18 protein-coding genes and 1 pseudogene are annotated in these 19695 nt (G+C 61.1%); 7 read left to right on the plus strand and 12 right to left on the minus strand.

The window, feature by feature from the left end; genetic code table 11:
• A pseudogene (locus tag Cth01_RS23940) lies at positions 1 to 193 on the plus strand (hypothetical protein); the annotation flags it as partial.
• 103 nt (positions 194 to 296) lie between these two features.
• On the opposite strand, the gene Cth01_RS05240 reads toward Cth01_RS23940, so the two are convergent.
• From Cth01_RS05240 to Cth01_RS05275, 8 genes are all read right to left on the minus strand, one after another.
• Positions 297 to 1196, minus strand: coding sequence for a carbohydrate kinase family protein (locus tag Cth01_RS05240; protein WP_034354288.1), 900 nt, complete (start codon positions 1194 to 1196; stop codon positions 297 to 299).
• A 111-nt stretch (positions 1197 to 1307) separates the two neighbouring features.
• Entirely contained in the window at positions 1308 to 2588 is a 1281-nt protein-coding gene (locus Cth01_RS05245; RefSeq protein WP_045838687.1) for a DUF3426 domain-containing protein, read from the minus strand.
• Between the two features lie 61 nt (positions 2589 to 2649).
• Positions 2650 to 3540: a 50S ribosomal protein L11 methyltransferase gene (gene prmA / locus Cth01_RS05250; RefSeq protein ID WP_034355260.1), complete on the minus strand. Its 891-nt coding sequence runs from the start codon at positions 3538 to 3540 to the stop codon at positions 2650 to 2652.
• Between the two features lie 143 nt (positions 3541 to 3683).
• Positions 3684 to 5042 (minus strand): acetyl-CoA carboxylase biotin carboxylase subunit, encoded by a 1359-nt coding sequence (accC, locus tag Cth01_RS05255; RefSeq protein WP_003068932.1) that lies wholly within the window; start codon positions 5040 to 5042, stop codon positions 3684 to 3686.
• 124 nt (positions 5043 to 5166) lie between these two features.
• Positions 5167 to 5628, minus strand: a complete 462-nt coding sequence (gene accB / locus Cth01_RS05260) for an acetyl-CoA carboxylase biotin carboxyl carrier protein (RefSeq protein WP_003068934.1) — start codon at positions 5626 to 5628, stop codon at positions 5167 to 5169.
• 147 nt (positions 5629 to 5775) lie between these two features.
• Positions 5776 to 6327 (minus strand): TlpA family protein disulfide reductase, encoded by a 552-nt coding sequence (locus Cth01_RS05265; RefSeq protein WP_034393383.1) that lies wholly within the window; start codon positions 6325 to 6327, stop codon positions 5776 to 5778.
• Positions 6320 to 6922 (minus strand): hypothetical protein, encoded by a 603-nt coding sequence (locus tag Cth01_RS05270; RefSeq protein WP_003068937.1) that lies wholly within the window; start codon positions 6920 to 6922, stop codon positions 6320 to 6322. Before Cth01_RS05270 ends, Cth01_RS05265 begins: the two co-directional genes overlap by 8 nt.
• A complete protein-coding gene (locus Cth01_RS05275) occupies positions 6919 to 7152 on the minus strand; it encodes a hypothetical protein (RefSeq protein ID WP_131394455.1) in 234 nt (77 codons plus the stop codon). The genes Cth01_RS05270 and Cth01_RS05275 overlap by 4 nt, the downstream gene beginning before the upstream one ends.
• A 43-nt stretch (positions 7153 to 7195) precedes the next feature.
• Here Cth01_RS05275 and mpl point away from each other — a divergent pair, with 43 nt between their 5' ends.
• Positions 7196 to 8614 (plus strand): UDP-N-acetylmuramate:L-alanyl-gamma-D-glutamyl-meso-diaminopimelate ligase, encoded by a 1419-nt coding sequence (gene mpl, locus Cth01_RS05280; protein WP_045838849.1) that lies wholly within the window; start codon positions 7196 to 7198, stop codon positions 8612 to 8614.
• A 167-nt stretch (positions 8615 to 8781) separates the two neighbouring features.
• Here the strand turns inward: mpl and Cth01_RS05285 are convergent, their stop codons facing one another.
• Positions 8782 to 9099, minus strand: a complete 318-nt coding sequence (locus Cth01_RS05285) for a hypothetical protein (RefSeq protein WP_012839818.1) — start codon at positions 9097 to 9099, stop codon at positions 8782 to 8784.
• Positions 9100 to 9494: 395 nt separating this feature from the next.
• Between Cth01_RS05285 and Cth01_RS05290 the strand changes: the two genes are divergently transcribed.
• The gene (locus tag Cth01_RS05290; protein ID WP_012839819.1) at positions 9495 to 9866 is read left to right on the plus strand and encodes a YqcC family protein; all 372 of its coding nucleotides are present in this window, start codon (positions 9495 to 9497) and stop codon (positions 9864 to 9866) included.
• 94 nt (positions 9867 to 9960) lie between these two features.
• Here Cth01_RS05290 and Cth01_RS05295 read toward each other — a convergent pair whose 3' ends face one another.
• From Cth01_RS05295 to rodA, 3 genes are all read right to left on the minus strand, one after another.
• A complete protein-coding gene (locus Cth01_RS05295; protein WP_034404151.1) occupies positions 9961 to 11121 on the minus strand; it encodes a 3-deoxy-7-phosphoheptulonate synthase in 1161 nt (386 codons plus the stop codon).
• Positions 11122 to 11710: 589 nt separating this feature from the next.
• Entirely contained in the window at positions 11711 to 13171 is a 1461-nt protein-coding gene (gene tldD, locus Cth01_RS05300; RefSeq protein ID WP_034354302.1) for a metalloprotease TldD, read from the minus strand.
• Between the two features lie 384 nt (positions 13172 to 13555).
• A complete protein-coding gene (gene rodA / locus Cth01_RS05305) occupies positions 13556 to 14737 on the minus strand; it encodes a rod shape-determining protein RodA (RefSeq protein ID WP_003068946.1) in 1182 nt (393 codons plus the stop codon).
• Positions 14738 to 14916: 179 nt separating this feature from the next.
• Here rodA and Cth01_RS05310 point away from each other — a divergent pair, with 179 nt between their 5' ends.
• From Cth01_RS05310 to aroE, 4 genes are all read left to right on the plus strand, one after another.
• Entirely contained in the window at positions 14917 to 15501 is a 585-nt protein-coding gene (locus Cth01_RS05310) for a YqiA/YcfP family alpha/beta fold hydrolase (protein WP_003068947.1), read from the plus strand.
• 172 nt (positions 15502 to 15673) lie between these two features.
• Positions 15674 to 17743, plus strand: a complete 2070-nt coding sequence (locus Cth01_RS05315; RefSeq protein ID WP_034377098.1) for a ribonuclease catalytic domain-containing protein — start codon at positions 15674 to 15676, stop codon at positions 17741 to 17743.
• 29 nt (positions 17744 to 17772) lie between these two features.
• Positions 17773 to 18633, plus strand: a complete 861-nt coding sequence (locus Cth01_RS05320) for an energy transducer TonB (RefSeq protein WP_034377099.1) — start codon at positions 17773 to 17775, stop codon at positions 18631 to 18633.
• Positions 18634 to 18814: 181 nt separating this feature from the next.
• The gene (gene aroE / locus Cth01_RS05325) at positions 18815 to 19681 is read left to right on the plus strand and encodes a shikimate dehydrogenase (protein WP_034354311.1); all 867 of its coding nucleotides are present in this window, start codon (positions 18815 to 18817) and stop codon (positions 19679 to 19681) included.
• Positions 19682 to 19695 lie beyond the last annotated feature (14 nt).

The following is a 19695-nucleotide window of genomic DNA, read 5'->3' on the forward strand; positions in this document are numbered from 1 at the left end:
GACTGCTGCCAAGGCCGCCGCTCCTGCAAAGGCTGCCCCCAAGAAGGCTGCAACTGCTGCCAAGGCCGCTGCTCCCAAGAAGGCTGCAGCAGCACCCGCTCCTGCCGCAGTAACCGAAACCGCTGCACCTGTGGCACAGACCCGCCTGGCACCTCAAGCCGCCTGGCCCTTCCCCACAGGTAACAAGCCCTGATCGGTTCGCTGACCTGCACGCCATAAAAAAGCCCGGCCTCTCTTGCGAGAGTCGGGCTTTTTTACATGCCTGATATCCGTGCCCTCAGGGCACGGACACCCAATCAGGGCTGAAAGTCCAGCTGATAGTTCTGCGGGCCGCGATGCGCAACCTTGAGCGCACCCATGCGGTTTCCCAGTTCGGCGCAACGCACCAGATCCCAACCACGCTCCAGACCAAACAGGAAGGCACCACGCCAGGCATCGCCGCAACCTGTGGGATCGACCACGGCAGCGGGCTTCACCGGAGCAACCAATGTCTTTTCGCCCTGCTGCCAGACTTCGCAACCTTCGGCGCCCAGGGTCACGACCAAACCGCGCACCTTGTGCGAGATCTCGTCAAAGCTCAGGCCCGTGCGCTCGCTGAGCATCTTGCCTTCATAGTCGTTCACTGCCACCCAGTCGGCCTGCTCGATAAAGGCCTTGAGCTCGTCGCCATTGAACATGGGCAGGCCCTGGCCGGGATCGAACACAAAGGGAATGCCTGCAGCTTTGAACTGGGCGGCGTGCTCGATCATGGCTTGACGGCCATCGGGAGCAACAATGCCGATCTTGACATCGGCAGCCATGTCGGCAGTGATGCGATTCTCGTGCGCCTGCATCATGGCGCCTGGGTGGAAAGCCGTGATCTGGTTGTTGTCATGGTCGGTCATGATCATGCACTGCGCCGTATGCGTGCTCTGCAGCTGACCCACATGACGGGTCTCAATGCCCAGCTCCTTGAAGCGCTGCACATAATCCGCACCGTCACTGCCCACCATGGCCATGGGGTGCGCATCGCCGCCGAGCAGCTTCAGGCTATAGGCAATATTGCCGGCACAGCCACCAAAGTCGCGGCGCAGCGTGGGCACCAGAAACGATACATTCAGTATGTGCAGCTGGTCGGGAAGAATCTGGTCTACGAAGCGACCTTCAAAGGTCATGATGTTGTCGAATGCCAGCGACCCGCAGATCAAAGCGGCCATGGTGCGTTCTCTTTCAGAAATGAATGAAGGGGGGCTTGCGCCAACAAGGATGTACAACGGGCATTTCTATTGACGAAACACCCTGCCTGATCCGAATTGGCACAAGCCGTATTAGGGATAAAAAACCAGCGCCCGGTAACCCGCCACTGCGGCGCCGAGGTCCTGCACCTGCACAGGAACGTTCACGCTCCACTCCTGACGGGCATGCAGCTGCTCCGGGGCACCCAGCAGCCTCAGGTCGATCACACGGCGCAGCAAAGGCCTGTCCTGTGCATCGGTCAAGGTCAACTCGGCCATGGGCATGGCCACTGGCACATCGGAGCGGTTCTCCAATGTCAGGCTCCACTGGTACTGATGGTCATCGGCAAGTTGCTTGAAGCCCGAGCCACTGATCACCACATCGGCAATCGCGCGGCGGGCCTGCAGCTCGCAACCCGCCAGACTGCAGGCCTTGGCCAGCACAGGAGCCAGCGCCGGATATTGCGCAGCCAGCACATCGCGTTGCAACCAGGCATATTGCCCAACGGCACCGGCTACGGCCACCAACGAGCCCAGCACCAGCGCCACACGCATGCCTGCCGAGTGCCAGAACGCCTGCCGGCGGGCCTGACGCACAAAGCCAGGTTCATCGCCAGCAATGGCAACAACCTCATCCTGATCCGCATCCGTGACAGCCTGCGCCCGGTCCCTTGCGGGTTGTATAGCGCCGATATCAGCATGCAGCAGCGCCTCCTTCGAGACAGCTTCGGCCTGGGCCTCATCCTTGAGGTCCTGCGCGGCCTCGGCCATCAGGACCTCGCTCGACGGCGGCTGCACAAGCAGCTCCGGCTCCGGCTCGGCGGGAGCGGGAATATCACCAGACTCCAGCCCATCCTCCGGCTCGCTCGCGTCCGGATGAGGATCATGCTGAGCAGCTGCTGCATCCTCTTCAGTCAGAGGACGCGCCTGATCGACAAACGAGGGCTGTGCATCCGCCATCCCGGGCATGGACGACTCGGATTCGGAAACCACATCGGCAGGCTCTGCTGCCGGGGCGGCTTCTGCGGCCTGGGCAACAGTCGGTGCCGCGTCCACCGAATCCGATGCCAACTCCTGCAAGGCCTCAGCCTTCTGCGTATCGGGGGCGGGAGCATCCGCGGCATCCTGCTGCGGCCAAACCGGCGTCCGCTGTTCTCCGGCTTCCGTCGGCTGCACCTCCTGCACGGCAGGCTTCTGCGGCGCATCAGCAGCTTCCGGCTGCAGCAGCTCGTCGGGCACGGACTGCAAATCCTGCGAGGCATCAAAGACGCTTTGGCACATCCCGCAGCGCACCCAGCCCTGCGAGATGCGCAGTTGGTCGGCGACCACTTTGAAGCGGGTTCCACAGGAGGGGCAACGGGTGACTTGGCTCATCAGGGTTCAATTGTAGGCAGCAACAACCCGCACACCTGCTGGCTGCGGGTTTGCATCGCAATCAGGCTGCTCGCTGTGCAGTCATGAGAATCCAGCCGTCTTCGCTGTCGGCCACCTCCAGCTTGAGATAAGGCGCATAGGCCTCCTTCAGCTCGTCGGCCTGGCGCTCCAGAATGCCCGCCAACACCAGATTGCCGCCAGCTTGCACACGACCGCACAGCAGCGGTGCCAGCACCTTGAGCGGCGTAGCCAGAATATTTGCCAGCACGGTCCGGTACTCGCCGCCAGCCGCATCTGGCAGGCCGGCCCTGACTTCCACATGGTTGGCACTGGTGTTGTAGTTGGTCGATTCCACGGCCGCGGGATCGATGTCCACCGCATCCACATCGGTCGCGCCGAACTTGGCTGCACCAATGGCCAAAATGCCCGAGCCACAGCCATAGTCCAGCGTGCGTCCCAGGGTACCCTTGGGCTGGCGTGCAATCCAGCGCAGACACATGCGAGTAGTGGGGTGGGTGCCGGTACCGAAAGCCAGACCAGGGTCCAGACGGATGCTGACCTTGGCCTGCTCGGGCAGTTCATGCCAGGTGGGCACGATCCAGAACTCGGGCGTGATATCCACGGGCTCGAACTGCGACTGCGTCAGGCGCACCCAGTCCTGCTCGGGCACGGGCTTGAGGGCCAGAATCTTGCAGCCCTCAAAAAAGTCCTGCGGCAGCAGCAGATCACGCGCCTCGGTGGCCGCAGCTTCGTCGGGATAGAGGGCGATCACGCGGCTGCGGTTCCAGCCTTCCTTCGGTGCGGGCATGCCAGGCTCGCCGAACAGTGCCTGCTCGGCTTCGGTCTGCGCATCGGCATCTTCTACGGACACGCTCAATGCATCGAGTGCATCCAGCGCTTCGCTAATGGTTTCGACCCGATCTTCGGGGCACAGCAGGCTCAGCTCGAACATGGCCATCCTTTCTAGCAACTGCGTCATCCATGCCAGGTCAGCCCTGATGGAGAGAACGCACTTGTACTTTCCTGAAAAACGAAAATGCTGGCCTCCGTTGCCAGAGGCCAGCATGGGAACTCAGAGCAGCAAGGCTCCTGATCTCATCGCTTGTTGGGCGTGCGATGCGTCAGCCACTCTTCCAGATAGTGGATGTTGGTGCCGCCTTCCATGAACTTGGAGTCGACCATCAGATCCTGGTGCAGCGGAATATTGGTTTTGATGCCTTCCACCACGGTCTCCAGCAAGGCCGTGCGCATGCGGGCCATGGCCTGCTCGCGGGTATCGCCATAGGCAATGATCTTGCCGATCATGGAGTCGTAGTTGGGCGGCACGAAGTAATTGTTGTACACATGGGTGTCAACACGTACGCCAGGACCGCCGGGAGCATGCCACATGGAGATGCGGCCGGGCGAAGGGATGAACTTGTACGGATCTTCGGCGTTCACACGGCACTCGATGGCGTGCCCCTTGAACTCGACCTGGCGCTGGGTGAAAGGCAGCTTCTCGCCGGCAGCGATCATGATCTGGGTGCGCACGATGTCGATGCCCGTGATCAGCTCGGTGATGGGGTGCTCCACCTGCACGCGGGTGTTCATCTCGATGAAGTAGAACTCGCCGTTCTCGTACAGGAACTCGAAAGTACCCGCACCGCGATAGCCGATCTTCTTGCAGGCCGCAGCGCAGCGCTCGCCGATCTTCTCGATCAGACGACGGGGAATGCCGGGAGCCGGAGCCTCCTCGATCACCTTCTGGTGGCGACGCTGCATGGAGCAATCGCGCTCGCCCAGATACACGGCGTTCTTGTGCGTATCGGCCAGCACCTGGATCTCCACGTGACGCGGATTCTGCAGGTACTTTTCCATGTAGACGGCAGGATTGCCGAAAGCAGCGCCAGCTTCGGCCTTGGTCATCTGCACGGCATTGATCAGCGCAGCTTCGGTGTGCACCACACGCATGCCGCGACCGCCGCCGCCGCCCGAGGCCTTGATGATCACGGGATAGCCGATGGTCTTTGCAATGCGCTTGATGAGCGCGGGATCATCGGGCAGTTCGCCGTCCGAGCCGGGCACGCAAGGCACACCGGCCTTGATCATGGCTTGCTTGGCCGAAACCTTGTCACCCATGGTGCGGATGTTCTCGGGAGTCGGGCCGATAAAGGTGAAGCCGCTCTTTTCCACTCGCTCGGCAAAGTCGGCGTTCTCAGACAGGAAACCGTAACCGGGATGGATGGCTTCTGCATCGGTCACCTCGGCAGCCGAGATGATGGCCGGCATATTGAGGTAGGACAGCGGAGAAGGAGCCGGGCCGATACAGACGGCCTCATCGGCCAGCTTGACGTACTTGGCATCACGGTCGGCTTCGGAGTACACCATCACCGCCTTGATACCCAGCTCACGGCAAGCGCGCTGGATGCGCAGGGCGATCTCGCCCCGATTGGCAACCAAAATTTTCTTAAACATGAAGTTCCTCGCAGCTTGGTGCCTGTGCCGCAGCACAGACTACTGCCAATGACTCAGTCGCGCAGCCAGTGGCTAGCGCACCTCGGCGCTGCCATGCGAACTGCACGCAACGCCTCATGATCTATCACTCGATCACGAACAGAGGCTGGCCGTATTCCACAGCCTGGCCGTTTTCACCCAGAACGCGAACAATGGTGCCGGTCTTGTCGGCTTCGATTTCGTTGAGGATCTTCATGGCTTCAACGATGCAGATGGTTTCGCCTTCCTTGACCTGGCTTCCCACATCCACAAAGGGCTTGGCGCCGGGGCTGGAGGCACGGTAGAAGGTACCGACCATGGGCGACTTGACCACATGGCCTTCAGCAGCAGCAGGGGCTGCGGCCGCCACGGGAGCAGCGGCAACGGGAGCTGCCGCCAAGGGGGCAGCCATCACAGGAGCGGCTTGCACGGGGGCAGCAACGTATTGGTGAACCACACCTTCGCTCTTGACGATACGGACCTTGCCCTCTGCTTCGGTGATCTCCAGTTCCGACACATTCGATTCGGACACCAGATCAATAAGGGTCTTGAGTTTTCGCAAATCCATGGGAGCTCCAGCGACGTATTTCTAAACAGGGCGCGAATTTACCTCAAATTCGTCCTTCTGCGTGCATTGGCAGATATTTTTCACTAACGTCGCCATGGAATTTAGTTACCTACACTTTTCTGACGACAAGAGCAATGTTCATTCGCTCTATTTGCTCCAATCTGTCAGATCTTCGCTGGAAAGCTCGCCTATTTTACGTTGCCGCACTTGCCCCTTGGCATCAAACAGAACCGTGAATGGCAGGCCTCCCTGCAAGTTACCCAGACTTCTGCTCAATCCCAATCCCCCTTGCATGGCGATGGCTACCGGGAATTGCACAGGCTGACGCTGCAAAAAACGCAGCACGGCCTCGGATTTGTCGACCGCGAGGCCAACAACCTGAATACCTTTTGCACCCTGCTGCGCCGCAAATTCGCTGAGCATGGGCAGCTCCTTGACACAGGGCGGGCACCAGGTGGCCCAGAAGTTGACCAGCAAGGGGCGCCCCTGGAAGCCCGCCATGGCAAAAGGCTTGCCATCGGGCGTTTCAAAGGTCTGACCCCACAGTTGCGCCTCGGCGCCAGGGCCCATGGCCTGAGGCTGACTGCGCCACCAGGCCACGCCGGCGCCGCCCCCGGCCGCCACTGCGGCCACTGCGCCGGTCAGCCACATGCGGCGCGAGCCATTGGTCGACTTGTTCTCAGAGGTGTTTTCACTCATCGCAGCTCTCCTGCAGCAGCTTGCGCAAGGCCTTGGCATCACCACGCGGGCTGCGGCCATGGCTGTCGGGCTTCATGGCGCCGCGCATATCATCATGGTCATAGACCAGCAGATGCACGCCCACGGTTTCATTGATCGGCTTGCACAGTGCATGAATGGAAAGTGCCTCGACCGGCTTGCCCTGAAAGCCTGTGACCGTGCTCGGCTCGTATTGCACATGGTTGTTGATGAGCGCTATTTCGGCAGACTTGGGATCATCGCAGAACAGTTGCAGATAGATATCCGACAGCCGCGTGGCCGTGCCGCGCCAGACTGCTCCGGCCAGATGCGGGCGAAACTCTTGCAGCCTGTCCATCCAGACCAGGGCCAGCTCGCGCAGTGCTTGCAACTCCTGCGGCTGGGTGTCGCCGCAGAACAGCTCTATATATTCACGCACCGCTTCTTCAAGCTGGTCGTTGTCGGGCAGCGCCGTGCGGCCAGGCAGGCCGAGCTGACGCACGGCCCGTTGCTTGGCCGGACCCCATTCGAGGCCTTCCTCCACCACCAAGCGGGCCGCTGTCTGAGCGATTTCAGCAGTCACGTTATCCAAACTCATAGCGCTATTTCATCACGCCCGCCGCAGCAGGCGCGGCAGATCATGCTCGCATTGTGACCCAGATGAATGACCGCACTTTGACCTGGACCGTACAGACCAAGGTTTTGATAGCTGCTAGCACCCGTTTCGTATCGAGCCGAAAGTAAAAACACATTTAAATCCATATAGATCATGCGCAACCAGCTATCAATTTGGTAAGAAAGGTTACCGTCAGCGCTCAGGCAGGCCATGGCTTGCCTCCAGGTCATGCAGGCAAACGTAGAATCCCCGGCCATGCACATACATATTCTGGGCATTTGCGGCACCTTCATGGGGGGCCTGGCCGCCTTGGCACGAGAAGCCGGTCACAAGGTGACGGGCTGCGATTCCGGTGTTTACCCGCCGATGAGCGATCAGCTGCGCCAGTTGGGCATCGAGCTGATCGAGGGCTATGGCGCCGACCAGATTGCGCTCAAGCCCGATATGTATGTGGTCGGCAACGTCGTCAGCCGCAAACGTCTGCCCGACGGATCGTCCAAATTCCCGCTGATGGAAGCGATTCTGGACACCGGCGCCGCCTATACCAGCGGCCCGCAATGGCTGGCCGAGCATGTGCTGCGCGGTCGCCATGTGCTGGCCGTGGCCGGCACCCACGGCAAGACCACCACCACATCCATGCTGACCTGGGTGCTTGAGTGCGCAGGTCTGCAACCCGGTTTCCTGGTCGGCGGCGTACCGCTGGACTTTGGCGTCTCCGCCCGCCTCGGTGCGGCCCAGCGCCCCGCCGCTGGTCCTGGCCCCGTCGGTGACGAACCCGTGTTTGTGATCGAAGCCGATGAGTACGACACCGCCTTCTTCGACAAGCGCAGCAAGTTTGTACACTACCGTCCCCGCACGGCCGTGCTCAACAACCTGGAATTCGATCACGCCGACATCTTTGACGATCTGGCAGCCATCGAGCGCCAGTTCCACCACCTGATACGCACCGTGCCGTCGACCGGCCGTGTGGTGAGCAACGGCCTGGAAGAGAGCCTGACCCGCGTGCTGGCCCAGGGCTGCTGGAGCGAAGTGCGGAGCTTCGGCTCGGCTGTCAGCGATTTCAGCGCCGATGGCGATCCCAGCGACTTTGCCGTGCTGCACCGCGGCAAAAAGGTGGCGCAACTGCGCTGGAGCCTGACCGGCGTGCACAACCAGCTCAATGCACTGGCCGCCATCGCTGCCGCCGACCATCTGGGCGTTAGTGCCGAGGTGGCTTGCGAAGCCCTGTCGCGCTTTCAGAACGTCAAGCGTCGCATGGAACTGCGCGGCACGGTCAACGGCATCGAGGTCTATGACGACTTCGCCCACCATCCCACAGCCATCCGCACCACCCTGGACGGCCTGCGCCGCAAGCTCGGGGCAGAGGCCCGCATCCTGGCAGTGTTCGAGCCTCGCAGCAACACCATGAAGCTGGGCACCATGAAGAGCCAGTTGCCCTGGTCGCTGGAAAGCGCCGATCTGGTCTTCTGCCACACTGCAGGCCTCGACTGGGATGCCGCCGAAGCACTGGAATCCATGGGCGTAGGCCCCGGCCAGCGCGCTCAGGTAGCAGGTGATATCGAGACCCTGATAGCGCAGATCAGCGCCGTCGTCCGCCCTGGTGACCATATCGTCTGCATGAGCAACGGCGGCTTTGGCGGCATCCACGCCAAGCTGCTGGAAGCGCTGAAATAGGTCTCCAAAAAAGCAAATGCCCGCTCACAACGCGGGCATTTTTTATTAGCGATCTTCAAAACTGGCATGCCTCCACATGGGGACAGCAAGCAAGAGCCGTCTCGCAGCGAGGCTGTCGCCCCCTCCGCGAAGCAGAGAGGGGGAAGCCGCGCAGTGGCTCAGGGGTGTCAATAACTTATCGACATCGCCGGCACATCCACCCGGATCAAGGGCTTGGACAACACCGCATGCGCTGCCAGGGCATAGCTGTTGCGCCAGTCTTCATTGTCAAACAGCTCGGGGCGATTGCGCGCCTCACGCGCCACCACCACCAGCTTGTCAGCCAGCAACACCTTGCCGGTGGCCCGCAAAGGCTCGCACTCGAGCGAGACAAACTGCTGATCCAGCCAGCGTCGGCCTTCGTCCGAACTGATAGGGGACAGCGACTGGGTATCGACCCGGTATTCACGGTCGCCATCCAAAACCACGATTACTTCACTACGCATAAATCTCCTCTGACCTGGTGACTCTTGCACCATTCGTTGTCGTGGCCACAGCTTAATAGTGACCGCGGTGCTGAAGACGCTGCAAGCTGACGGCTTGCAAACAGCTGCGGCAACCAATGCATGGCCTGAAAGACTTGCATCAAGCATCACAGTGGTTACAGGAACATGGCATGCAAAGCAATGAAAAATCTTTAAATTTCATAGCATTGCTCGCATGCTTGGCAAGAATATAAGGGCAAAACCGTCTTTTTCAAGTGTCATTACGGACTCGTAACCCGCCAGTTATCTCCATCCAGGCTCCTGCCTTGAAAATGTGATGAGAGGACTTACATACTGCATAAATCTTTGACGAATACCAGTTTGCAGGCCTTGCAACGCCTTCAGGAACCATCACCATGACCGCTGAGAACATCCACCAAGAAATACGCGAGCATCTGCTGCAGCTGGAAGCCGAACTTCAGGTCCAGAAGCTCTGGTCCGCCGTAGCCCCAGACCCCAAGGCACTGGAATCCACCACGCCTTTCATGTACGACACGCTCAAGCTGCACGAGTGGCTGCAATGGGTGTTCATCCCGCGCCTGCGCGCCGTGATCGATGCCAAAGGCAGCCTCCCCCACCAAAGCCATGTCTATCCGCTGGCCGACCACGAGTGGCAGCAGCGCACCGACTTTGACAAGCAGCAGTTGCTGCGCCTGCTCAACCGCATCGATGCCACCCTCAATGGATGCGAAATGACACCGGCATCAACGCCGGACACCAAACACTGATCGAGCAGGCAAGCAGCCCATTCCCATATAGAAAAACAAACAGGCCACAGGAAATACTCCCTGTGGCCTGTTTCGTTCACGCCCGCTTTATCGATCAGGCGAGCACTTCGGCTTCCTGCTTGCTGGCGAGCGCAGCAGCGCGGCGCTGGCTCACGGCCTGCGACAGCTCTTGCAGCGTTGCCAGAGAATCATCCCAGCCCAGGCAGGCGTCGGTAATGCTCTGGCCGTAGGTCAGATCGCAGACTTCGTCCTTGCCGGGCGTGAACTTCTGCGCACCGCCGACCAGATGACCTTCGATCATCACGCCGAACACGCTGCTGGAGCCACCGGCGATCTGAGCCGCGATATCACGGGCCACATCCTTCTGGCGCTCATGCTGCTTGTTGCTGTTGGCGTGGCTGCAGTCCACCATCAGCGAAGGCGTGAGGCCCGCTGTCTCCAGATCCCTGCAGGCGGCCGCCACATGCTCGGCATCGTAGTTGGGTGTCTTGCCACCGCGCAGAATCACGTGACAGTCCTGATTGCCGCCCGTATGCACGATGGCGACCTGGCCGTTCTTGTGCACCGACAGGAAATGGTGGCCTCGGCTGGCCGACTGAATCGCGTCGGTGGCAATACGGATATTGCCGTCCGTGCCGTTCTTGAAGCCAATCGGCGCCGAAATGCCCGAAGCCAGTTCACGATGCACCTGGCTTTCCGTGGTGCGGGCACCGATGGCGCCCCAACTGATCAGATCACCGATGTACTGGGGCGAGATCACATCCAGGAACTCGCTGGCCGCTGGCACACCCAGGCGGTTGATGTCGATCAGGAGCTGGCGCGCAATGCGCAGGCCTTCGTCGATGCGATAGCTCTGATCCAGGTAGGGATCGTTGATCAGCCCCTTCCAGCCCACGGTGGTGCGGGGTTTTTCGAAATAGACGCGCATCACCACTTCCAGCGTGTCCTTGTACTGCTCGCGCACCACGGCCAGACGGCGGGCGTAGTCCAGGGCAGCAGCCGGATCGTGAATGGAGCAAGGGCCGACGATGACCAGCAGACGGTCGTCCTGCGCACGCATGATGTTGTGGATGCTGCGGCGGGTGTCGCTGATCAGCGTCTCCACGGCAGTGCCGCGAATGGGGAAGAAGCGAATGAGGTGCTCTGGAGGGGGTAACACTGTGATTTCCTTGATACGTGCGTCGTCGGTCTGGCCTGTCTTGGGAGAGCCGGCGCGATACCAGGAATCGGTGGAGGAAGTGTTCAGAGCAGTCATGGCAATCTTTCGTGAGGTGTTTGATCGTTGAAAACCGGGGGTGCTGAAACGTAGGGGTGAAAAAAAACCGCCGGGCTTTGCAGCTTCGGCGGTTCTTTGGGAGGTGTTTGCAGGGTGCGCGCGTTTACCTCTCAGCCGCCGGGGGCGAGAACCAAAAGTAAAAGAAATAGGCGCGTTGCGTTTGCATGTCTTTCAATGTAGCACAGCTCTTTTGCATTGCAACATCAGCAGCTCGCACCGCCGTTCTGTCAAAAACAGGTTTTCCCTCTGAAATGACGCATTTTTCAAAATTTACTCTTACGCAATATTTTTGCGTTTTTTCTTATTTTTCAGAATTTTATTGACTTGAATCTCAATTTACCCAGAATCAGTGCAATTTTTCAGCGTATCAACAATATTCAGGGCAAGATCACGAAACGCCATGAAAAAACCCTGCTGCCAGGCGATCTACAGCGGTTTGCCACAAGCTTTTTTGCCGTAAGCGGTCTGTGGCGAATGGTCTGCAGCACACTGAAATGAAAAACCCCCGCTCTGCCATGCAAAGCGGGGGTTGGTGCTCACGACGGGCAGACCCGCCATGAAACCTCTATCAGGCCGTGCCGCCGACTGTCAGGCCGTCAATGCGCAGCGTAGGCTGGCCCACGCCCACAGGCACGCTCTGGCCTTCCTTGCCGCAAGTGCCCACACCCGAGTCCAGGCGCATGTCGTTACCTATCATGCTGATGTGCTTGAGCGACTCCGGGCCGCTGCCGATGATGGTCGCTCCCTTGACGGGGTACTGGATCTTGCCGTTTTCCACCCAGTAGGCTTCGCTGGCAGAGAACACGAACTTGCCGCTGGTGATGTCCACCTGACCGCCGCCGAAGTTGGTGGCGTACAGACCCTTCTTGATGGATCCGATGATCTCCTGCGGATCCTTGTCGCCACCCAGCATATAGGTGTTGGTCATGCGCGGCATGGGGATGTGGGCATAGCTTTCTCGACGGCCATTGCCCGTGGGCTTGACGCCCATCAGGCGCGCATTCATGGAGTCCTGGATATAGCCCTTGAGAATGCCGTCCTCGATCAGCACATTGCTCTGGCTGACATGGCCTTCGTCGTCCACGTTCAGAGAGCCACGGCGATCGGCAATCGTGCCGTCGTCCAGCACGGTCACGCCCTTGGCGGCGACGCGCTGACCGATGCGGCCGCTGAAGGCGCTGGAGCCCTTGCGGTTGAAGTCGCCTTCCAGGCCGTGGCCCACGGCCTCGTGGAACAGCACGCCGGGCCAGCCAGAACCCAGCACCACGGTCATCACACCGGCCGGTGCGGGACGCGATTCGAGGTTGACCAGGGCTGCATGCACGGCCTCGTCCACATACTGGCTGATCTGCTCGTCGCTGAAATAGGCCAGACCGAAGCGACCGCCACCACCGGAGGAGCCCACCTCGCGGCGGCCCTTTTGCTCGGCGATCACCGTCACCGACAGGCGCACCAGCGGGCGCACGTCAGCGGCCAGCGTGCCGTCCGCACGGGCCACCAGCACCACATCGTATTCACTGGCAAGACCGGCCATGACCTGCACCACGCGCGGGTCCTTGGCGCGGGCCAGCTTTTCCACCTTGCCCAGCAACTCGACCTTGGTCGTGCTGTCCAGCGTGCTGATGGGGTCCAGCTCAGGATAGAGCGAGCGGCTTTGCGCAATCTTCTGCGCACCCGCCTTGACGCGGCGCGTCTGGGTTGCGCTGGAGATGGAGCGCACGGTACGTGCGGCATCCAGCAGCGAGGCTTCGGAAATGTCGTCGGAATAGGCAAAAGCCGTCTTCTCGCCGCTGACCGCCCGAACGCCTACTCCCTGATCGATGGAGAAGGAGCCGGTCTTGACGATGCCTTCCTCCAGACTCCAGCCTTCCGCGCGGGTGTACTGGAAGTAGAGATCGGCGTCATCCACCTGGTGCGAGCGAATTTCGGCAAGCGCACGCGCAAGATGGGTTTCGTCCAGGCCGAAGGGCTCAAGCAGCAACTGACGGGCCGTGGCCAAGCGTTCGATGGTGGGTTCGCGGGAAATCATGAGAGCATTGTAGAGATAGCTGCAAGCCCTGACTTGTCTCGGGCTGCGCATAAAAAAGAGCGGAATGTTGCCCCACCAGGCTGAACAACATTCCGCTCCGTTCACTTAGCTTCGCACTTGCCGGGTTCCGCCCTGCCCGCTTTGCATTGCAGAACCCCACCTGGGTCTTTGCCGCTCCCGCTTGATCGGTCTTCTGACCCCCCAGAACCGTTTGTAAACGCTGTTTACAGTCGAAGCAAGACCTTGGACGGAACTACTGACATTTTTCAACGATCTAAGCCCGCCGCCCCAGCACGCAATTTCACATAAAACCATTACTCAAGGCTTGCAAAACATAGGATGGGAGCTCTCCTTTCAAGAGCATCCAATCCCGATCACGGGTCTTCACGCATGGGGAATATGCCCATCACCGCCGGGTAGTTGCCGCTGCGCCCGCGACACCGACATCAGCACGCCCAGCGCCAAGCCCAGCGTGACCATGGCCGTGCCGCCATAGCTGATGAAAGGCAGGGGCACGCCCACCACCGGCAAAATGCCGCTGACCATGCCCATGTTCACGAACGCATAGGTGAAGAAGATCATGGCCACGGCAGCTGCCATCAGCCGGCCGAACAGCGAGTTGGCATTCATGGAAATGGCCAGCCCGCGCCAGACCAGCAGCAGAAAGCCGACGATGATGAAGAGATTGCCTATGAGGCCGAATTCTTCGGAATAGGCGGCAAAGATGAAGTCGGTGGTGCGCTCTGGAATGAATTCCAGGTGGGTCTGCGTGCCAGCCATGAAACCCTTGCCCCAGACACCGCCCGAACCGATGGCAATCATGCCCTGAATGATGTGAAAGCCCTTGCCCAGCGGGTCGCGCGTGGGGTCCAGCAAGGTACAGACGCGTGTACGCTGATAGTCATGCAGAAAATACCAGCTCACGCCATCGGCGCAGAGCTGGGGTTCAAACCAGACGATGAGGAAAATGCCGACCAGGGCCAGCAGCACGGGCGGCACGATGAGTTTCCAGGGCAGGCCGGCAAAAAAGATCACGGACAGGCCGGCAGCCATCACCAGCAGCGAGGTGCCCAGATCGGGCTGCTTCATGATCAGGCCCACAGGCACCATCAGCAGCACAAAGGCGATGACAAAGTCCGAGGCGCGCAGATTGCCCTCGCGGCGCTGGAACCACCAGGCCAGCATCAGCGGCGTGGCGATCTTCAAAAGCTCGGAGGGCTGAATCACCACTCCCACATTCACCCAGCGCGTGGCCCCCTTCTTGGTGATGCCGAACAGCGCCACTGCCACCAGCAACACCACGCCCAGGGTGTAGAGCGGCACGGCCACCTTCATCAATTGCTGGGGGGATATCTGGGCCAGCACGAACAGCAGACCCGCCGCAATCAGCATATTGCGGCCGTGGTCCACAAAGCGCGTGCCGTGATCGAAACCCGCCGAGTACATGGCCAGCAGCCCCGCGCCCGCCAACATGGCGATAAAGAGAAGCAGCAGAAAATCAAAGCCGCGAAACAGCGGAACAATGCGTTGCAGCAGCGAGGGCTTATCGAATTCGATGGCGGACATGGGCCGCAATTATCGTGGGAGCCGACTGCCGTGCAGCTTGCAGGGTTGAGCTTTGCTGACGGCTCAAGTCGGCCCACGCTCATTCCCCCCCGCCATAGGCCTTCTCCCCTGATAGTCTTGGGGCAGACAGTCCACAATGACAGAGACAGAAGTGTTTTTTACCAGAGGAGATTGCCGCTATGACGACCACCCACCTGCTGTATCTGCATGGCTTTCGCTCCTCCCCCCAGTCCAACAAGGCGCGCATCATGGCGGACTATGTGGGTGCCAGGCATTCCAAGGTACGCTGGTGGTGCCCGCAGCTGCCGCCCTCGCCGCGCGAAGCGGCAGCCGTGATCGCCGAGGGCATCGCCAACTGGCCACGCCAGAACATGGCCGTCATGGGCTCGTCGCTGGGCGGCTATTACGCCAGCTGGGTGGCCCAGCTGGCGCGCTGCAAGAGCGTGATGATCAACCCCGCCGTCAACCCGGCCCGCGACCTGGAAAAATACATTGGCGAGCAGTCCAGCTGGCATGACCCCGAGGAAACCTTCTTCTTTCGCCCCGAATACATTGAGGAATTGCGCCAGCTCGACACCCGCACCATGACGCCGGCAGCACCCGAGATGGTGTTGATCGCCCAGGGCGACGAGGTGCTGGACTGGAACGAGATGAGCGAGCGCTACCCTCACGCACTTCAATTGGTGCAAGAAGGCGGCGACCACGCCCTGAGCAACTTTGCCGAGTATCTGGACCGGATCGACGAATTTCTGGCCTTGGCCTGATGCCCTTGGCGACTCCAGGCGCCACCCCAGGAAACGGCTGTATTGCAGCAACGTGCCCCCTGTTCACGGCCCTGACCGCGCGGGGGCCACGTCTGATATATTGACCGACCTCAAGCATGAACTGAATCACTTCTGAGCGCCGAATGTTCGGCTCGTGGGAAAATGCGCGGTTATGCACGCACTGTTTGAAGAAGCCGGCAAATTTCTGGCCGGGCGCATCCTCTCCGAAGCCGAATCCTCTGCCCAAGTCGAGCTGGACTCGGGCAAGCGGGTCAAGGTCAAGGCCGCCAATATCCTGCTCAAGTTCGAGAAGCCGGCACCTGCCGAGTTGGTCGCTCAGGGCCAGGCCCAGGCCGCCGAGATCGATCTTGATCTGGCCTGGGAATTTGCGCCCGAGGAAGAGTTCGGCTTTGCCGACCTGGCGCGTGACTATTTTTCCGAATCCGCGACGCTGGCCCAGCAGGCCGGTGCGCTGTTCTGCCTGTACGACGCACCGCACTATTTCCGTCGTGCGGGCAAGGGCCGCTTCAAGAAGGCTCCTGCAGAAATCCTGCAGCAAGCCCTTGCCGCCATCGAGAAGAAAAAGCAGATTCAGGCACAGATCGACGCCTGGGCCGAGGAACTGGGCCGCGGCGAATGCCCGCAGGCAATCCGCGAACAGCTCTACAAGATTCTGTTCAAGCCCGACAAGAACGCTGCCGAATACAAAGCCGTGGTCGATGCCAGCCGCACCACCAAGCTGGCCCCGCTGGAGCTGCTGCACCGCGCCGGCGCCATCGACTCTTCCTACCAGTTCCACTGGAAGCGCTTCCTGTTCGACAACTTCCCCAAGGGCACGGGCTTCCCCGCCGTGCAGGCCCCTCAGCCGCCGGCCGATCTGCCCGTGGCCGATGTAAAGGCTTTTTCCATCGACGACTCGGCCACCACCGAAATCGACGATGCGCTGTCCGTCACGGGCCTGGGCACGGGCACCGTCACCGTGGGCATCCACATTGCCGCCCCCGGTCTGGCCATCACGCCCGGCGGCGAGCTGGACAAGCTGGGCCGCGCCCGCCTGTCCACCGTCTACATGCCCGGCTACAAGATCACCATGCTGCCCGACGACGTGGTGCATATCTACACGCTGGACGAGGGCCGCTCCAACCCCGCGGTCTCGCTGTATGTGCAGATCAACGAGGAGACGCTGGAGACCATCTCCAGCGAAACCCGTCTCGAGCGCGTGCCCGTGGAAGTCAACTTCCGCTACGACAAGCTCGATCACATCGTCACCGAGGAATGGCTGACTGACTCCTCGATCGAGGTTGAAAACACGCCTGATTCATTGCTGGGCAAGCGCAAGGAACTCACCTTTTTACAGCGCTGGTCCAAGTTCCTCAAGGCCAATCGCGAAGTGGTGCGCGGCAAGCCCGAGAACTTCAACCGCCCGGACTACAACTTCCGTCTCGTCGGCAACGACGGCGCCGAGCCCAATGGCAGCGAGCAGGTGCAGATCACCGTGCGCAAGCGCGGCGCGCCGCTGGACCTGATCGTGGCCGAGGCCGCCATCGTGGCCAACAGCACCTGGGGACTGATGCTGGCCGAGCACGGTGTGCCCGGCATCTACCGCAGCCAGGCCAGCCTGGCACCCGGCGTCAAGGTACGCATGAGCACCAAGGCCTTGCCCCATGCCGGCATCGGTGTGAAAGCCTACTCCTGGGCCACCTCCCCGCTGCGACGCTATGTGGACCTTGTCAATCAGTGGCAGATCATTGCCTGCGCCCGCCATGGCAAGACGGCTGCCCTGGCAGCGCCCTTCAAGCCCAAGGACGCCGAGCTGTTCGGCATCATCAGCAGCTTTGACGGCGCCTACAGCGCCTACAACGGCTATCAGGCCGGCATGGAGCGTTTCTGGACGCTCAAGTATCTGGAGCAGAACGGCATCAGCGAACTGACGGCCAGCGTGTTCAAGGAAGGCCCCAACGGCTCCTTCCTGGTGCGCGCCGACAATCTGCCTCTGGTGCTGCCCGTGCTGGGTGCGCAGAACCTGCCGCGCGGCGCCCATGTGCGCGTCAAGCTCGGCGAGATCGACGAGATCTCGCTGGACATCTCGGGCACGCTGATCGAGCGCCTGGATGCAGGAGCCGAGGCCGAAAGCGAAGGCGAGGACAGCGGCGAGGACGATGACGACGCCGTGGCCGGCCCCATCTCCATTGCGGTGGACATGAACGACGCCGATCCCGCTGCAGACCAGCCCAAGTCCTGATCTCCACATCTCATCGCCCTGACGCTGCCGTGAAACTGCCCACCTCTCTTCGACGACTGAGTACGCTGCAGCTGGCGCTGGGCGTGTCCATCGCCGTCCATGCCGTGTTGCTGACCATTCGTTTCGTGGACCCGGAACGCTTTGAGCGCGTGTTTCAGGACACGCCTCTGGAAGTGATTCTGGTCAATGCCCGCGCCAACGAGACGCCGGACAAGGCCCAGGCCATTGCCCAGACCTCGCTGGCCGGCGGCGGCGATGCCGACCAGGGCCGTTCCACCAGTCCCATGCCCTACTCGGCCCTGACGACAGTGGGCGACGATTTCGAGGAAAAACAGCGCCAGCTCGATGCCATGCAGGAGCAGCAGAACCAGTTGCTGACCCAGCTGCGCCAGCAAGTGGCCGCGCTGCCCCCCATAGACCCGCGGCTGAGCGCCGACAACAAGGCCCTGGAGGCACAGGAAGAAAAGCGCTTGCAGCTCATCAAGCTGCTGGCGGAGATTGAAAAGCGTATCAACGCGGAAAACGCCCGCCCCAAGAAGCGCTATATCAGCCCCGCCACCAAGGAGGCCGTGTACGCCGTCTACTACGATGCGCTGCGCCGCAAGGTGGAAGACAAGGGCACGGAAAACTTCCCCGAGAACAAGGGCAAGAAGCTGTATGGCGAGCTGGTCATGATCCTGACCGTGAATCATGACGGCCGCGTGCTTTCCACCGAGGTTGTGCAGGGCTCGGGCAACCGCATGCTCGATACCCGTGCCGAGGCCATTGCCCGCGCCGCAGCCCCTTACGGCCACTTCGGCCCTGCCATGCGCACCAAGGCCGATCAGATCGCCGTCGTCTCGCGCTTCAGGTTCACACGCGAGCAGACACTGGAAACAGACATAAGGTGACCCCCTGTGCCGCCTTCGGCGTCTTCCCCCGCTCTCGCATCGCTTCGCTTGCAGGCGGGGAACGCAGCCAGCGCGGCGGGACGGCCCTTGTGCGGCTGCCTTGGCTTAGGCTGCGCCGATCTCTCCGGCCACTGCCCCAACGCGCACCCAACTCTGCTCAGCGATTTCCTTCAGCCTTTTTATGACAAATACGCTTGATGCCTACTGCGTCATGGGCAACCCCGTTGCCCATAGCCGCTCTCCCTGGATTCATGCCCGCTTCGCCGAGCTGACCGGCCAGCCCGTCAGCTATGACCGCGCCCTGGTGCCGCTGGATGGCTTTGCCGACTTTGTGCGCGACTTTGCCGCGCGCGGCGGCAAGGGCTGCAATGTGACCGTTCCCTTCAAGCTGCAGGCGGCCGAGCTGGCCACCAGCACCAGCGAGCGCGTGCGGCTGGCTGGTGCTGCCAATACGCTGGTATTCGGTGCCAACGGCATTCATGCCGACAACACCGATGGCCTGGGCATCGTGGCCGACATCACCCGCAATGCCGGTGTGCCCATCGCCGGGCGTGATGTGCTGCTGCTTGGCGCGGGCGGCGCCGCTGCTGGAGCCCTGGGCTCTTTGCTGGAGCAAAAGCCCCGCCGCCTAGTCGTGGTCAACCGCACTCATGCCAGGGCTCAAACGCTGGTCCAGCAGCATGCGGCCATTGCCACACTACATAACGTAGAGCTGGTAGCACTTGAAAGGCAAGTGCTTGAGACTGATCTGACCCAAAATTTCGACATCATCATCAATGCCACAGCCAGCAGCCTGGCTGGGGCTGAGGTGCCCGCGCCCGCCAGCGTGCTGCACGCACGCAGTCTGGCCTACGACATGATGTACGGCCCCGCCGCCCAGAATTTTCTGAATTGGGCCAGCAGCCACGGCGCGCTGGCGCGTGATGGTCTGGGCATGCTGGTGGAGCAGGCTGCCGAGTCCTTTGCACTATGGCGCGGCGTGCGTCCGCCCTCTGCACAAGTCTTGGCCGAACTGCGCGCTCTGCTGCACGCCGAAGCCGCTCACTAAAACCTCGCCCCACC

It is taken from the genome of Comamonas thiooxydans (assembly GCF_000964545.1).
Classification (GTDB): Bacteria; Pseudomonadota; Gammaproteobacteria; order Burkholderiales; family Burkholderiaceae_C; genus Comamonas; species Comamonas thiooxydans.

What these genes read in the sequence shown, in the direction of transcription:
- Cth01_RS05240 (WP_034354288.1), bottom strand. Translation starts at nt 1,196, where the DNA reads ATGGCCGCTTTGATCTGCGGGTCGCTGGCATTCGACAACATCATGACC.
- Cth01_RS05245 (WP_045838687.1), bottom strand. Translation starts at nt 2,588, where the DNA reads ATGAGCCAAGTCACCCGTTGCCCCTCCTGTGGAACCCGCTTCAAAGTG.
- prmA (WP_034355260.1), bottom strand. Translation starts at nt 3,540, where the DNA reads ATGTTCGAGCTGAGCCTGCTGTGCCCCGAAGATCGGGTCGAAACCATT.
- accC (WP_003068932.1), bottom strand. Translation starts at nt 5,042, where the DNA reads ATGTTTAAGAAAATTTTGGTTGCCAATCGGGGCGAGATCGCCCTGCGC.
- accB (WP_003068934.1), bottom strand. Translation starts at nt 5,628, where the DNA reads ATGGATTTGCGAAAACTCAAGACCCTTATTGATCTGGTGTCCGAATCG.
- Cth01_RS05265 (WP_034393383.1), bottom strand. Translation starts at nt 6,327, where the DNA reads ATGAGTGAAAACACCTCTGAGAACAAGTCGACCAATGGCTCGCGCCGC.
- Cth01_RS05270 (WP_003068937.1), bottom strand. Translation starts at nt 6,922, where the DNA reads ATGAGTTTGGATAACGTGACTGCTGAAATCGCTCAGACAGCGGCCCGC.
- Cth01_RS05275 (WP_131394455.1), bottom strand. Translation starts at nt 7,152, where the DNA reads ATGGCCTGCCTGAGCGCTGACGGTAACCTTTCTTACCAAATTGATAGC.
- mpl (WP_045838849.1), top strand. Translation starts at nt 7,196, where the DNA reads ATGCACATACATATTCTGGGCATTTGCGGCACCTTCATGGGGGGCCTG.
- Cth01_RS05285 (WP_012839818.1), bottom strand. Translation starts at nt 9,099, where the DNA reads ATGCGTAGTGAAGTAATCGTGGTTTTGGATGGCGACCGTGAATACCGG.
- Cth01_RS05290 (WP_012839819.1), top strand. Translation starts at nt 9,495, where the DNA reads ATGACCGCTGAGAACATCCACCAAGAAATACGCGAGCATCTGCTGCAG.
- Cth01_RS05295 (WP_034404151.1), bottom strand. Translation starts at nt 11,121, where the DNA reads ATGACTGCTCTGAACACTTCCTCCACCGATTCCTGGTATCGCGCCGGC.
- tldD (WP_034354302.1), bottom strand. Translation starts at nt 13,171, where the DNA reads ATGATTTCCCGCGAACCCACCATCGAACGCTTGGCCACGGCCCGTCAG.
- rodA (WP_003068946.1), bottom strand. Translation starts at nt 14,737, where the DNA reads ATGTCCGCCATCGAATTCGATAAGCCCTCGCTGCTGCAACGCATTGTT.
- Cth01_RS05310 (WP_003068947.1), top strand. Translation starts at nt 14,917, where the DNA reads ATGACGACCACCCACCTGCTGTATCTGCATGGCTTTCGCTCCTCCCCC.
- Cth01_RS05315 (WP_034377098.1), top strand. Translation starts at nt 15,674, where the DNA reads ATGCACGCACTGTTTGAAGAAGCCGGCAAATTTCTGGCCGGGCGCATC.
- aroE (WP_034354311.1), top strand. Translation starts at nt 18,815, where the DNA reads ATGACAAATACGCTTGATGCCTACTGCGTCATGGGCAACCCCGTTGCC.